Below are 13826 nucleotides of genomic sequence, written 5' to 3'. Positions count from 1 at the left end.
CGGCTCCGCCGCGCAGCGCCCGGAATGACACACGCCATTCGGACCGGTCGGTACTAGGTATCCCGGGCCCCTGATACTTAAGGAAGCAGAGGATGGCCGAGCTGACCATCTCGACGGACGAGATCCGCAGCGCCCTGGAGCGCTACGTCTCGTCCTACTCGACCGACGTCTCCCGCGAGGAGGTCGGCACCGTCTCCGACACCGGCGACGGCATCGCCCACGTCGAGGGCCTGCCTTCGACCAAGACCAACGAGCTGCTGGAGTTCGAGGACGGCACGCTCGGCGTGGCGCTGAACCTCGACGTCCGGGAGATCGGTGTCGTCGTTCTCGGTGACTCCGCCAAGCTGGAGGAGGGGCAGCGGGTCAAGCGCACCGACCGGGTGCTCTCCGTGCCGGTCGGCGACGCCTTCCTCGGCCGCGTGGTCAACGCGCTCGGCCAGCCGATCGACGGCCTCGGCGACATCGCCGACGAGGGCTACCGCGAGCTGGAGCTGCAGGCTCCGAACGTGATGGCCCGGCAGTCGGTGTTCGAGCCGCTGCAGACCGGCATCAAGGCGATCGACGCGATGACGCCGATCGGCCGGGGCCAGCGGCAGCTGATCATCGGTGACCGGAAGACCGGCAAGACCACGGTCGCCCTGGACGCCATCCTCAATCAGCGGGAGAACTGGCGCTCCGGCGACCCGAAGAAGCAGGTCCGCTGCATCTACGTCGCCATCGGCCAGAAGGCCTCCACGATCGCCTCGATCAAGGGCCAGCTGGAAGAGGCGGGCGCGATGGAGTACACCACCATCGTGGCCTCCCCGGCGTCGGACCCGGCCGGCTTCAAGTACATCGCCCCCTACACCGGCTCGTCCATCGGGCAGCACTGGATGTACGGCGGCAAGCACGTCCTGATCGTCTTCGACGACCTGAGCAAGCAGGCCGAGGCGTACCGCGCCGTGTCGCTGCTGCTGCGCCGCCCGCCGGGCCGTGAGGCCTACCCGGGTGACGTCTTCTACCTGCACTCCCGCCTGCTGGAGCGCTGCGCGAAGCTCTCCGACGAGCTGGGTGGCGGTTCGATGACCGGTCTGCCGATCATCGAGACGAAGGCCAGCGACATCTCGGCCTTCATCCCGACCAACGTCATCTCGATCACCGACGGCCAGATCTTCCTCGAGACCGACCTGTTCAACCAGGGCGTCCGGCCGGCCATCAACGTCGGCACCTCGGTTTCCCGGGTCGGTGGCGCCGCGCAGGTGAAGCCGATGAAGAAGGTCGCCGGCTCGCTGCGGCTCAACCTGGCCCAGTACCGCGAGTTGGAGGCGTTCGCCGCCTTCGCCTCCGACCTGGACAAGGCCTCCCGGGCCCAGCTGGACCGCGGTTCCCGCCTGGTCGAGCTGCTCAAGCAGTCGAACTACTCGCCGTACCCGGTGCAGGAGCAGGTCGTCTCGGTCTGGGCCGGCACCGAGGGCAAGCTGGACGACATCCCGGTGGGTGAGGTCCGGCGCTTCGAGTCGGAGTTCCTCCAGTACCTGCGGCACAAGCACGAGGGTGTGCTGGCCGGGATCGCCGACAACCAGTGGGACGACGACATCATCGGCTCCCTGGACGCGGCGATCACCGAGTTCAAGCAGGTCTTCCTCGGCAAGGAGGACGAGCGTCGGGTCAACGACGCGCCGGCCGCGCCGCTGGAGGGTGACGAGACCCGCGAGACGGTGACCCGCTTCCGCGACGGCGCGACCGACCGCCCGGCCGAGAGCTGATCCCATGGCGGCCCAGGTACGCGTTCTTCGTCAACGAATCCGCTCGGCGAAGTCGATGAAGAAGATCACCAAGGCGATGGAGCTCGTGGCGACGAGCCGGATCGCCAAGGCCCAGGCCCGGGTGGAGGCGTCCCTGCCGTACGCCCAGGCCATCACCGGTGTGCTCACGGCGCTGGCGTCCAACGCACGGATCGACCACCCGCTGCTCACTCCGCGCGAGCGGGTGCGGCGGGCGGGCGTCCTGCTGGTCACCAGCGACCGTGGGCTGGCCGGCGGCTACAGCTCCAACGCGATCAAGACGGCCGAGTCGCTGATCGCCCGGCTCCGGGCCGACGGCAAGGAGCCGGTGCTCTACGTCGTCGGGCGCAAGGGTGTCGGGTTCTACCGGTTCCGCGAACGGCCGATCGAGGAGAGCTGGACCGGGTTCAGCGAGCAGCCGGCGTTCGCCGACGCCCGCACGGTGGGCGAGACGCTGATCAAGGCGTTCACGGCCGGTGCGGACGACGTCGACGGCGGCTCCGGGGTGGACGGGGTGCTCGGCATCGACGAGCTGCACATCGTCTACACCGAGTTCCACTCGCTGATGACCCAGACCCCGGTCGCCAAGATCATCGGTCCGATGCAGGTCGAGGACCGGCCGCGCTCCGAGGGGCTGCTGCCGGCGTACGAGTTCGAGCCGGAGGCGGAGGCGCTGCTCGACGCGCTGCTGCCGAAGTACATCAACACGCGGATCTACGCGGCGTTGATCGAGTCGGCGGCGAGCGAGTCGGCGGCCCGGCGGCGGGCGATGAAGAGCGCCACCGACAACGCCGAAGAGATGATCGAGAAGTACACGCGTGAGATGAACACGGCCCGCCAGGCCGGGATCACCCAGGAGATCAGCGAGATCGTCGGCGGCGCGAACGCGCTTGCCGCGTCGGGAAGTGAAGTGTGATGACTGCCCCAGTAGAGACCAAGACGGCCACGGGTCGCGTGGTCCGGGTCATCGGCCCGGTCGTCGACGCCGAGTTCCCGCGCGACGCCATGCCGGCCCTGTTCAACGCCCTGAACGTCGACGTGAACCTGTCCGGCGGTGAGAAGACGCTGACCCTGGAGGTCGCCCAGCACCTGGGTGACAACATGGTCCGCGCCATCTCGATGCAGCCGACGGACGGCCTCGTCCGCGGCGCGGAGGTGCGCGACTCCGGCTCGCCGATCACCGTGCCGGTGGGCGACGCGGTCAAGGGTCACGTGTTCAACGCGATCGGCGAGGTCCTCAACCTCACCGAGGGCGAGACGCTCACCCCGGACGACCACTGGGGTATCCACCGCAAGGCCCCGGCCTTCGCGGACCTGGAGCCGAAGACCGAGATGCTGGAGACCGGCATCAAGGTGATCGACCTGCTCGCCCCGTACGTCAAGGGCGGCAAGATCGGCCTGTTCGGCGGCGCGGGCGTGGGCAAGACGGTGCTCATCCAGGAGATGATCACCCGAGTGGCCCGCAACTTCGGTGGTACCTCGGTCTTCGCCGGCGTGGGTGAGCGCACCCGCGAGGGCAACGACCTCATCGCCGAGATGACCGAGTCCGGCGTCATCGACAAGACCGCGCTGGTCTACGGCCAGATGGACGAGCCGCCGGGCACCCGGCTGCGGGTGGCGCTCTCGGCGCTGACCATGGCCGAGTACTTCCGCGACGTGAAGAAGCAGGAGGTGCTGCTCTTCATCGACAACATCTTCCGCTTCACCCAGGCCGGTTCCGAGGTCTCCACCCTGCTCGGCCGGATGCCGAGCGCGGTGGGTTACCAGCCGACCCTGGCCGACGAGATGGGCGAGCTCCAGGAGCGGATCACCTCCGTCCGGGGCCAGGCCATCACCTCGATGCAGGCGATCTACGTGCCGGCGGACGACTACACCGACCCCGCCCCGGCCACCACGTTCGCCCACCTGGACGCGACCACCAACCTGGAGCGGTCGATCTCCGACAAGGGCATCTACCCGGCCGTGGACCCGCTGGCGTCCTCGTCCCGGATCCTCGCCCCGGAGTTCGTCGGCGCCGAGCACTTCCAGGTGGCCACCGAGGTGAAGCGGATCCTGCAGCGCTACAAGGACCTGCAGGACATCATCGCCATCCTCGGCATCGAGGAGCTCTCCGAGGAGGACAAGGTCACGGTCGGCCGGGCCCGCCGGATCGAGCGCTTCCTGTCCCAGAACACCTACGCGGCGGAGCAGTTCACCGGCGTGCCGGGTTCGACGGTCCCGATCAAGGAGACCATCGAGGCGTTCCGGAAGATCAGCGAGGGTGAGTACGATCACTTCCCCGAGCAGGCGTTCTTCATGTGCGGCGGTCTCGAGGACCTGGAGCGCAAGGCGCAGGAGCTGATGAAGGGCTGACCATGCCCGGAAAAAGGCCGCCCCGGCAATGCCGGGGCGGCCTTTTGTTCATCTTCGGGACCTATCATCGCCGCTGCCCGACTCGTCGCGGTCGGCAGCGGCGTGGCCGTCACGGTACGGTTCAACGCGCGCTCGCCGGGATCGGGCGCTGATTCGTGCAACTGTTTCGGCTACGCGCGCCGTCTTTATAGGCGTGACGATCGGAGATGCTCGTGGGTAAGGCCGGCAAGAACGGCCGCAGGAAGTCCATCTGGCGGGGTGTGCCGCGGTGGGCCCGGATCTGCACCGTCTTCGGCACCGTGCTGATGGTGCTCAGCGGCGCGGTGCTGGTCGGCACCGAGGTGCTGATGGCCCGCTACGAGGGCGCGGTCGGCAAGGCGGACCTCTTCGGCGACCAGGCCGCCGGTGCCCAGGAGCGCAAGAGCGACATCAAGGGCCCGCTCAACATCCTGCTGGTCGGTATCGACCCGCGCAACCCGGAGACTCCGCCGCTGGCCGACTCGATCATGGTGCTGCACGTGCCCGCCGAGATGGACCGGGCCTACCTCTTCTCGCTGCCCCGGGACCTCGTCGTCGACATCCCCAAGTTCAGCAAGGCGAACTTCAGTGGCGAGACCACCAAGCTGAACGCCGCGATGGCCTTCGGCAGCCGGGTCCCCGGGGAGAACCCGGACGCGGCCCGCGGCTTCGAGCTGCTGGCCATGACCGTGCAGAAGGTCACCGGCATCAAGCGCTTCGACGCCGGCGCCATCATCAACTTCACCGGTTTCCAGAAGATCGTCGACGCGATGGGTGGCGTCGACATGTACATCGAGCGGGACGTGAGGTCCGAGCACCGCGAGCCGAGCGGCAAACATCGGGAAGGCAAGCCGGGCGGTGGGGGCTACATCGGGCCGCAGGCGGTGTACAAGAAGGGCAACCGTCACCTCAGCGGCTGGCAGGCGCTGGACTACGTCCGGCAGCGCTACCCGGTGAACGGCGTCCCGGACGCCGACTACGGGCGGCAGCGCCACCAGCAGCAGTTCGTCAAGGCGATGGTGGGCCAGGCGTTCAGCGCGGACGTGGTGACCAACCCGATCAAGCTGGACCGGGTGCTCCGCGCCGCCGGCCAGTCGCTGATCTTCAACGGTCGGGGGAGCAGCGTGGTCGACTTCGCCATCGCGCTGAAGAACATCCGCCCCAACACCATCCAGATGGTCAAGCTGCCCGGCGGTGGGGTCTACGAGGGCAAGAAGTACAAGGGTGAGCAGTTCCAAGCCGGTGTGGACGACTTCTTCACCGCCCTGCACAACGAGCAGCTCGACCCGTTCCTGCTGGAGCACCCGGAGTTTCAGAACAAGACCAAGTGAGTCGTGGCCCAGCTCTCGCCACCCGCGTTGGGGACGCCGCGGCGGCCGGACTAGACTTTGCCCAATCCGCCGCCGCAGCAAGGAGACAGCGTGGCACAGCAGCTTCACGTCGAGCTGGTAGCCGTCGAGGAGAAGGTCTGGTCCGGCGACGCCGAGATGGTGGTTGCCCGGACGACCGAGGGTGAGCTGGGCGTGCTGCCCGGGCACGCGCCTCTGCTCGGCCAGCTCGCCGAGCCCGGTCAGGTCCGGATCAAGCTCGCCGGCGGTCAGCAGGTCTCCTACGAGGTGGCCGGTGGCTTCCTTTCGGTGAGCGCCGAGGGTGTCACCGTCCTCGCCGAGAGCGCCACCCCGGTCGACTCCGCGCAGAGTCGCTGAGCCCCACCGTCGATGGAGATCGTCGAAGGGATCGGAATCGGCTTCGCTGTCCTTCTCGGCGCGATCCTGTTCCTCTTCGTCCGGCGAGCCCTGGTCACCCGTAGCGGTGGCATCATCCGGCTCAGCGTCCGGGTCTCCACGATGCTCGACGGCCGGGGCTGGTCGCCCGGCTTCGGCCGGTTCGCCGGCGACGAGCTTCGCTGGTACCGGATGTTCAGCTTCGCGCTGCGGCCCAAGCGGGTGCTCTCCCGCAAGGGGTTGGCGGTCGAGCGACGGCGGCTGCCCGAGGGGCAGGAACGGCTCTCCATGCCGGCCGACTGGGTGATCCTCCGCTGTACCAGTCACCACGCACCGGTGGAGATCGCCATGGCGCGATCCACGGTCACCGGCTTCCTCTCCTGGCTCGAGGCCGCCCCACCCGGGGCGGTCTCGCCGCGTCTGGCCTCCCAGGACTGGCCGGCGGCCTGAGCCGCCCGGCCCCGCCGAACCGCCCGCCCGAGGGGCGTGCGGCCGGCGCGGCGCGCTGGACGGCAACGAGCACTGAACACCGAGCACCGAGCCGACGCTGGTCCCGGGATCACCCGGCGACCAGCTCCACCTCGTAGCCCTGACCGTCGCTGAGGTAGCCGGCGTAGGTCTGCGGGCCTCCGGCGTGCGGGTGCCGGTCCGGGAAGAGCAGCGTCCAGCCGTACCCCGGGGCCGCCTCGACCAGCCGGTCCACGGCGGCCGGCGGGCCTGCGTGGAAGGCGAGGTGGTTGAGCCCCGGCGCGAGCCGGTCGTGCCGCCTGTCCCGCATCGCCGGCGACTGCTCCAGCACCAGGTACGTCGGGCCGAGCCGCCAGGACCGCCCGGCCGGCCACTCCTGGAACGGCGTCCAGCCCAGCTCGCCGAGGAGCCAGCCCCAACTGCGTGTGGCGGCGGCCAGGTCGGGGATCCAGAGCTCGACGTGGTGCAGCGCGCCGACCGTCAGCGCGTCCCGCCCGGGACCCATAGCACATCTCCGGCCGGATTTGCCGTTCTTGCCAGGATAAAGAGCAGATCAGAGAGTCGGTTGAGATACTTTGCCGGGAGAGTGCTGGTCCGCTCCGGGTCGTGGCTGACCAGCGCCCATGCCGCACGCTCGGCACGCCGGGCGGTGGTCCGCGCCACGTGCAGCAGTGCCGCACCCGCGGTGCCGCCGGGGAGGATGAAGGAGTCGAGCTTGCTCAGGCGCGCGTTGTACTCGTCGCACCAGCCCTCGAGGCGCTCGACGTACTCCTCGGTGACGCGCAGCGGCGGATACTTCGGCTCCGGTTCGACGGGCGTGGACAGGTCGGCGCCCACGTCGAACATGTCGTTCTGGATCGACCCGAGGACCACCCGCAGCTCGTCGTCGAGCTGCCCCAGGGCGAGCGCGACGCCGATCGCCGCGTTGCACTCGTCGACGTCGGCGTACGCGGCGATCCGTGGATCGGTCTTCGGCACCTGCTCGTTGTTGCTCAGCCTTGTCATGCCGGCATCGCCGGCCTTGGTGTAGATGCGCGTGAGGTGGACGGCCATGACGCACAGCCTACGGATACCGGACCTGACCATCCCGGCGCGGCCGGATGCCGTCGCCGGCTGGCCGGCAACGGTCGGTCCGGGTGACGCCGGTGATACCGCGGTCAACGACATCGACGTCATCCGGGTCGCCGGCGGCGCCCGGCTGGCCGGCACGGTGCACGTCGTCGGGGCCAAGAACTCGGCTTTGAAGCTGATGGCCGCCGCGCTGCTCGCGCCCGGACGCAGCGTGATCACCAACGTCCCCCGGATCACCGACATCGCGATCATGGGCGAGGTACTGCGCCGGCTCGGCTGTGACGTCCGGTTCGACGCGGACGACCCGGTGGACCCGATGGTGGCCCGGGGCGGGGTGGCCCGTTCCCGGTCGGTCTCCATCGACGTGCCCGAGCAACCGGGCGCGGACGCCGACTACGACCTGGTCCGCCGGCTGCGGGCCTCGATCTGTGTGCTCGGCCCGCTGCTGGCCCGTCGGGGGTACGTGCGGGTGGCCCACCCGGGCGGCGACGCCATCGGCTCGCGCGGCCTGGACATGCACATCTCCGGTCTGACCCGGATGGGCGCCGAGATCTCCGGCGAGCACGGCTTCGTCATCGCCTCCGCGCCGCACGGCCTGCACGGCGCCGAGATCATGCTGGACTTCCCGAGCGTGGGTGCCACCGAGAACCTGGTGATGGCGGCGGTGCTGGCGCGCGGCGCCACGGTGATCGACAACGCGGCCCGGGAACCGGAGATCGTGGACATCTGCACGATGCTCCAGCAGATGGGCGCGCAGATCTCCGGCGCCGGCACGTCCACCCTGCACATCGAGGGGGTGCCCGCGCTGCGGCCGGTGCGGCACGCCACGGTGGGGGACCGGATCGTCGCCGGCACCTGGGCGTTCGGCGCGGCGATGACCCGGGGCGACGTGACGGTGACCGGGGCCGACCCGGCTTTCCTGGAGGTCGCGCTGGACAAGCTGGTCGCCGCCGGCGGGCTGGTGGAGACCCGGGGGGACGCCTTCCGGATCCGGATGGACGAGCGGCCGGTCGCGGTGGACGTGGTGACCCTTCCGTTCCCCGGCTTCGCCACCGACCTGCTGCCGATGGCGATCGGGCTGGCCGCGGTGAGCGACGGCGCGTCGCTGATCACGGAGAACATCTTCGACGGCCGGTTCATGTTCGCCAACGAGATGATGCGCCTCGGCGCCGACATCAAGACCGACGGGCACCACGCGGTGGTACGGGGCCGGGACAGCCTCTCCGGGGCGCCGGTGCGGGCCACCGACATCCGGGCCGGAGCGGGGCTGATCATCGCGGGCCTCTGCGCGGACGGGGTCACCGAGGTCTCGCACGTGCACCACGTCGACCGCGGCTACCCGGACTTCGTCGCCGATCTGCGGGCGCTGGGCGTGGAGGTCGAGCGCGGCACCGCCCCGGAGGAGCCCGAGCTGACCATCTGACCTCGGAGACGGCTTAGCGGTCGTTCAGGCTCGCCGACTAGGGTGCTGGCAGACACTCAATCAGGCGAGGGAGAAGCAGATGGCGGGTCGACTCGCAGTCGTCGGGGCGGGGCTGATGGGCTCCGGGATCGCCCAGGTGGCGGCGCAGGCGGGCTGGCAGGTGACGCTGCGGGACCTGGATGACACGGCCACCGGCCGGGGCGTCGCCGGCATCCGGAAGTCGCTGGAGAAGTTCGCCGAGAAGGGCAAGATCGAGGCTTCCGAGGTCGAGACGGTGCTGGGCCGGATCACCCCGACCACCGATCTGGAGGCCGCCGCTGACGCGGACATCGTGGTGGAGGCGGTCTTCGAACGGTTGGAGATCAAGCACGAGGTGTTCCGGGCGCTGGACAAGATCTGCAAGTCAGACGCGATCCTCGCGACCAACACGTCGGCCATCCCGGTGACCCAGATCGCCGCGGTGACCGAGCGCCCCGAGTCCGTGGTCGGCACTCACTTCTTCTCGCCGGTGCCGATGATGCAGCTCTGCGAGCTGGTCCGGGGCTACAAGACCAGCGACGCCACGCTGGCCACCGCCAAGGCGTTCGCCGAGGAGATCGGCAAGACGGTGGTGGTGGTCAACCGGGACATCGCCGGGTTCGTCACCACCCGGCTGATCGCCGCGCTGGTGGTCGAGGCGGTCAAGCTGGTCGAGTCCGGCGTGGTGTCGGCCGAGGACCTGGACACCGCCTGCCGGCTCGGCTTCGGCCACGCCATGGGCCCGCTGGCCACCACCGACCTGACCGGGGTCGACGTGCTGCTGCACGCGGCGAAGAACATCTACACCGACACGGCGGACGAGAAGTTCTTCCCGCCGGAGCTGCTCCAGCGGATGGCGACCGCGGGCGACCTCGGCCGCAAGACCGGCAAGGGCTTCTACACGTACTGAGCCGACATCGCCGGCGGCGCCGGCGGCGCTCGCCCCGGGTGGGGCGGGTGGTCGCCGGCGCCCGGCGCCGTGCTCAGGCCGACGGTGCCGGTATCGCCGGGACGGGTTCGGGGGTGGTCCGCCGCAGCCCCGAGGTGAGCGCGACGGTGGCGGCCAGCGATGCCCCGGCCAGCAGCGCGACGGCCCAGTACGTCGGGACCAGGTCCGCGACCGTGCCGGCGAGCGCGGCGCACACCGCCTGCCCGGCCATCATGCCGTTCTGGTGCAGGCCGAGCACCTGACCTCGGGCCTCCGGTGGCGAGTGGGCGATCAGCCGCTCCTGCAGCGGCAGCGCGGCGGCGAAGCCGACCGAGGCGACCAGCGCGACGAGCATGGCCACCGGTAGCGGTGGCGACAGCAGGAACACCAGGTAGGGGACGGCGAGCAGCAACCGCAGGCCGGGAATCCACCGCTCCCGGCGGGTCGCGGTCAGGAACCGCCCGACCACCACGTCCCCGGTCAGCATGCCGAGGGCGGCGGCGGCGAAGAGGAAGCCGGCGCGGTCGCCGGCGTACGGCACGAAGAGCGCCTCGCACCCGACGATCAGACCGTTGGGCACCCAGAGGTTCAACAGCAGCGACCGACGGCCCGGGTGTGCCCACAGCTCCCGGTTCACCCGGAGGGTGCGCGTGATCGTCGTCCGCTCGGTGACCCGGACCGGGCGTTCGGCCAGCCCGAACCAGCCCACCGCGGCGGACACCGCCCGCAGCGCAGCGGCGAGCAGGAACACCTGGTACGGGCTCAGCCAGACGAGCAGGGCGCCGGCCAACCCGAACCCGGCGATCTGCATCACCCCGACGCTCGTGTTCATGGTGGCCCGGGCCAGTACGTAGGCGTTGGCGGGGACGATGTCGGTGAGCAGCGCCCACCGGGCCCCACCGGTGATCGAGCCGAGGTACGCGCTGACGAAGATGATCGCGAAGCGGGCCCACAGCGGCAGCCCGGGTATCGCCTGCACCGCCGCCCCGGCGGCGACCAGCAGCGCGGTGAGGGTCAGCGCCCGGCGGGGCGGCAGGCTGTCCGCGGCCGACAGCAGTGTCAGGCTGCCGAGCACGCCGGCCAGCGGTGCGCCGAACATGCTCAGGGCGGTGAGCAGCGCCGAGCCGGTCGACGCGTAGGTCAACGCGCCCAGCGCCAGCGCCGAGGTGGTGTGCGCGGCGATCCCCGCGCAGTTGGCCAGGAACAGGTTGCGGAACTCGCGGGCGGCGAACAGGTCTGCGTACGTCCTCACGGGACGATCGTCCGGGGTGCCGGGCGCGTCTCCTAGAGTTACGTCTGGAGGCGAAACATGGGCGTCTGGCAGGTGCCGTCGGATCTGCTCGCGCGCAGCCGCTTCACGGTCTCGCCCATGGTCGAGACGGTCGCCGCGCTGCGCGCGCTGTACAACCCGCGTACGCCCTGGCAGCGGGCCTGGGCAGGGCCGCACGCCGAGGCGTTCCGGGGGATGCTGGCCGCCCGGCCGGTGGCCCGCGCGGTGCTGTCCGCGTCGTTCAATCCCCGCTGGATCGCCGACTTCTTCACCATCGCGCCCGCCCAGCCGGAACCGACCTTCCCGGCCGAGTTGTCGGCCGTCGGCCGGTTGTCCGACGACGAGATCCGGGCCGACCTGCGGGCCACCCGCCCGGATCCGCTCGCCACCGAGCTGCTGGCGGCCGGCCTCACCGGTCAGGTGGTGGAGCTGCTCGACTGGGTCTGGACGCACACCGTCGAGCCGGAGTGGCCGGAGCGGGAACGCCGGTTGCGGGCGGACATCGTCGCCCGCACCAGCGCGTTGAGCACGGGCGGCTGGGCGGGGGTGGTCGCCGGCCTCAACCGCGACATGCGCTGGCTGGGCGACGGTCGGCTCCAGATCAACGACTATCCGGAGCCGCCCCTGTCGCTGGAGCGGGCCGAGCAGCTGGTCTTTCTGCCGGCGCACTGCCGGCGCGGCTGGGTGGTGTGGGACCTGCCCGCCCGGTTCGGGATGGTCTATCCGGTGCGCGGCATCCTGGTGGATCCCGTCTCACCGGCGCCCGACGGGCTCGCCCGGCTGATCGGCGCGAACCGGGCCAACATCCTGGCCCGGCTGGACGCGCCGCTGAGCACCTCGCAACTGGTGGTGGTGACCGGGCTGTCCCTCGGGACGGTGAGTGACCACCTGCGGGTGCTGCTCGACGCGGGCGCCGTCAGCAAACGGCGGTCCGGGCGCGAGGTGCTCTACTGGCGTACGCCGCTCGGTGCCGCGCTCGCCGCCGGCGGGTGAGCGGGGAGGCTCGACCGGCGGCGCCGGAACCGCTGCGGTGGATCAGCCGTCCCGCTTGGTGGTCCAGCGGAACGTGGTCAGGCAGAGCACCAGGCCGATCACGCACCAGGCGCCGAGGACCAGGGCGACCCGGCCCAGCTCGAACGAGCCGCCGGGCTCCTGGCCGCCGAAGCTCTCCGGCAGGAAGACCGAGCGCAGCCCCTGGCACATCCACTTGAGTGGGAAGAGCGCGGCCACCTGCTGCATCCAGCTCGGCAGCTCGGTGAAGACGAAGAACACCCCGGAGATGAACTGGAGCACCAACGCGACCGGGGTGACCACCGCGGAGCCGCTGCGCGCGGTGCGGGCCAGCGAGGAGATGGCGATGCCGCAGAGCGTGCAGGCCGTCACCCCGAGCAGGGAGACCCAGCCGAAGGTGAGCCACCGCCCGGAGCTGCCCGGCAGGTCCAGGTCGAAGAACGCCACCGAGACGGCGAGCAGCAGCAGCGTCTCCGCGACGCCGATCGCCACCACCATGAGCACCTTGCCGGCGAAGTAGACCCACTTCGGCATCGGCGTGCCCCGGTAGCGCTTCAACACCCCGCGATCCCGCTCGATCGGGATCCAGATGCCGAGGTTCTGGAAGCTCACCGTCATCAGGCCGGTGGCGATCATGCCGGTGATGAAGTACTGCGTGTAGCTGACCCCGGGGGCGATCTCGTCGCTGAAGATCGCCGCGAAGATCAGGATCATGATGACCGGGAAGCCCATCGTGAAGACGACGGATTCCCGGCTGCGCAGGAACTGGGTGATCTCCAGCCGGCCCTGCCGCAGCCCGAGAGCGACCGGACCGGGCCGCCGGCCCGGGCTGGCGGCGACCGGAGCCGCCGGCTTCGTGGTGGTGGTCATCGGTGTCCGATCATCGTGAGATAGATGTCTTCCAGGGTCGGCCGGGTCACGGTCAGCCCGGGCACCTCGCCGCCGTGGCGCGCGGCCAGCTCCGCCACCAGCGCCGTCGGCGTCGCGCTCTGCGTGCTCTGCACCGCACCCTCCGGGGTACGCCAGGAGACGGTCGCCAGCGCCTCCCGACGGTTGCCGAGCTGGTCCGGCGCGGCCACCTCGACCAGCCGGCCACCGGCGATCACGCCGACCCGGTCGGCCAGCGCCTCCGCCTCGTCGAGGTAGTGGGTGGTGAGCACGATGGTGGTGCCGGCGGCGGCCAGGTCGCGGATCAGCTCCCAGAACTCCCGGCGCGCCTCCGGGTCGAAGCCGGTGGTCGGCTCGTCCAGGAAGAGCAGTTCGGGCCGGCCGACGATGCCCAGCGCCACGTCGAGGCGGCGCTTCTGCCCGCCGGAGAGGGTGTGCGTACGGGCCCGGGCCTTGGCCGCCAGCCCGACGCGCTCGATCACCTTGTCCGGGTCGTCGGCGTCGGGATAGAAGCCGGCGAAGTGCCGGACCACCTCGGCGACGGTCAGCTCGTCGAACTCGCCGGTGCCCTGGAGCACGATGCCCACCCGGGACCGCCAGTCGGCAGCCGGCGCCGCCGGATCGCTGCCCAGCACGGTGACCTCGCCGGCGTCCCGGCGGCGATAACCCTCCAGGATCTCCACCGTGGTGGTCTTGCCTGCGCCGTTCGGGCCGAGCAGGGCGAACACCTCACCGCGACGGACGTCGAGGTCCAGGCCGGCCACCGCGACGTTGTCGCCGTACGCCTTGCGCAGCCCTCGCACCGAGATCGCGAGCTCGTCATCCATGGGTCAAGTGTGCGGCCTGACCACGGCGGTGAGCTGGGCGGGGTGTGGTGGTCGCCGCCATGTCG

Annotated in this window: 14 protein-coding genes; 9 read left to right on the top strand and 5 right to left on the bottom strand. The window is 70.6% G+C overall.

The genetic code is table 11. The annotated features are described in order from the left end of the window. Positions 1-92: 92 nt before the first annotated feature. From atpA to ACIBBA_RS20540, 6 genes are all read left to right on the top strand, one after another. Positions 93-1745 carry a F0F1 ATP synthase subunit alpha gene (gene atpA, locus ACIBBA_RS20565; RefSeq protein ID WP_396699334.1) on the top strand — a complete coding sequence of 551 codons (1653 nt, stop codon included), beginning with the start codon at positions 93-95 and terminating at the stop codon, positions 1743-1745. Between the two features lie 4 nt (positions 1746-1749). Further along, the gene (locus ACIBBA_RS20560; RefSeq protein ID WP_396699332.1) at positions 1750-2679 is read left to right on the top strand and encodes a F0F1 ATP synthase subunit gamma; all 930 of its coding nucleotides are present in this window, start codon (positions 1750-1752) and stop codon (positions 2677-2679) included. After that, positions 2679-4115, top strand: a complete 1437-nt coding sequence (gene atpD / locus ACIBBA_RS20555; protein ID WP_350871814.1) for a F0F1 ATP synthase subunit beta — start codon at positions 2679-2681, stop codon at positions 4113-4115. Before ACIBBA_RS20560 ends, atpD begins: the two co-directional genes overlap by 1 nt. A 206-nt stretch (positions 4116-4321) precedes the next feature. Beyond that, positions 4322-5464 (top strand): LCP family protein, encoded by a 1143-nt coding sequence (locus ACIBBA_RS20550; RefSeq protein WP_396699329.1) that lies wholly within the window; start codon positions 4322-4324, stop codon positions 5462-5464. Between the two features lie 90 nt (positions 5465-5554). Next, positions 5555-5839: a F0F1 ATP synthase subunit epsilon gene (locus ACIBBA_RS20545; RefSeq protein ID WP_350871818.1), complete on the top strand. Its 285-nt coding sequence runs from the start codon at positions 5555-5557 to the stop codon at positions 5837-5839. Positions 5840-5851: 12 nt separating this feature from the next. Further along, entirely contained in the window at positions 5852-6307 is a 456-nt protein-coding gene (locus ACIBBA_RS20540) for a DUF2550 domain-containing protein (RefSeq protein ID WP_350871820.1), read from the top strand. A gap of 109 nt (positions 6308-6416) precedes the next feature. On the opposite strand, the gene ACIBBA_RS20535 is transcribed toward ACIBBA_RS20540, so the two are convergent. Both ACIBBA_RS20535 and ACIBBA_RS20530 read right to left on the bottom strand, forming a co-directional pair. After that, positions 6417-6830: a VOC family protein gene (locus ACIBBA_RS20535; protein WP_396699327.1), complete on the bottom strand. Its 414-nt coding sequence runs from the start codon at positions 6828-6830 to the stop codon at positions 6417-6419. Continuing rightward, the gene (locus ACIBBA_RS20530) at positions 6806-7378 is read right to left on the bottom strand and encodes a cob(I)yrinic acid a,c-diamide adenosyltransferase (RefSeq protein ID WP_350871824.1); all 573 of its coding nucleotides are present in this window, start codon (positions 7376-7378) and stop codon (positions 6806-6808) included. The genes ACIBBA_RS20535 and ACIBBA_RS20530 overlap by 25 nt, the downstream gene beginning before the upstream one ends. Between ACIBBA_RS20530 and murA the strand changes: the two genes are divergently transcribed. Next, positions 7377-8819, top strand: a complete 1443-nt coding sequence (murA, locus tag ACIBBA_RS20525) for a UDP-N-acetylglucosamine 1-carboxyvinyltransferase (RefSeq protein ID WP_350871826.1) — start codon at positions 7377-7379, stop codon at positions 8817-8819. The genes ACIBBA_RS20530 and murA overlap by 2 nt on opposite strands. A gap of 79 nt (positions 8820-8898) precedes the next feature. Then, entirely contained in the window at positions 8899-9747 is an 849-nt protein-coding gene (locus ACIBBA_RS20520) for a 3-hydroxyacyl-CoA dehydrogenase family protein (protein WP_396699324.1), read from the top strand. Between the two features lie 73 nt (positions 9748-9820). Here ACIBBA_RS20520 and ACIBBA_RS20515 read toward each other — a convergent pair whose 3' ends face one another. Continuing rightward, complete coding sequence (locus tag ACIBBA_RS20515; RefSeq protein WP_396699322.1) at positions 9821-11017, bottom strand: MFS transporter; 1197 nt, start codon at positions 11015-11017, stop codon at positions 9821-9823. Between the two features lie 57 nt (positions 11018-11074). Between ACIBBA_RS20515 and ACIBBA_RS20510 the strand changes: the two genes are divergently transcribed. Then, a complete protein-coding gene (locus ACIBBA_RS20510) occupies positions 11075-12028 on the top strand; it encodes a helix-turn-helix domain-containing protein (RefSeq protein WP_396699320.1) in 954 nt (317 codons plus the stop codon). A 42-nt stretch (positions 12029-12070) separates the two neighbouring features. Here ACIBBA_RS20510 and ACIBBA_RS20505 read toward each other — a convergent pair whose 3' ends face one another. Continuing rightward, positions 12071-12916: an ABC transporter permease gene (locus ACIBBA_RS20505; RefSeq protein ID WP_357051752.1), complete on the bottom strand. Its 846-nt coding sequence runs from the start codon at positions 12914-12916 to the stop codon at positions 12071-12073. Then, positions 12913-13761 carry an ABC transporter ATP-binding protein gene (locus tag ACIBBA_RS20500; protein WP_396699317.1) on the bottom strand — a complete coding sequence of 283 codons (849 nt, stop codon included), beginning with the start codon at positions 13759-13761 and terminating at the stop codon, positions 12913-12915. The genes ACIBBA_RS20505 and ACIBBA_RS20500 overlap by 4 nt, the downstream gene beginning before the upstream one ends. Between the last annotated feature and the right edge of the window lie 65 nt (positions 13762-13826).

Origin of the sequence: Micromonospora sp. NPDC051006 (assembly GCF_044456245.1) — a bacterium.
Taxonomy (GTDB): Bacteria; Actinomycetota; Actinomycetes; order Mycobacteriales; family Micromonosporaceae; genus Micromonospora.
This window is presented reverse-complemented; position numbering and strand designations above follow the sequence as displayed.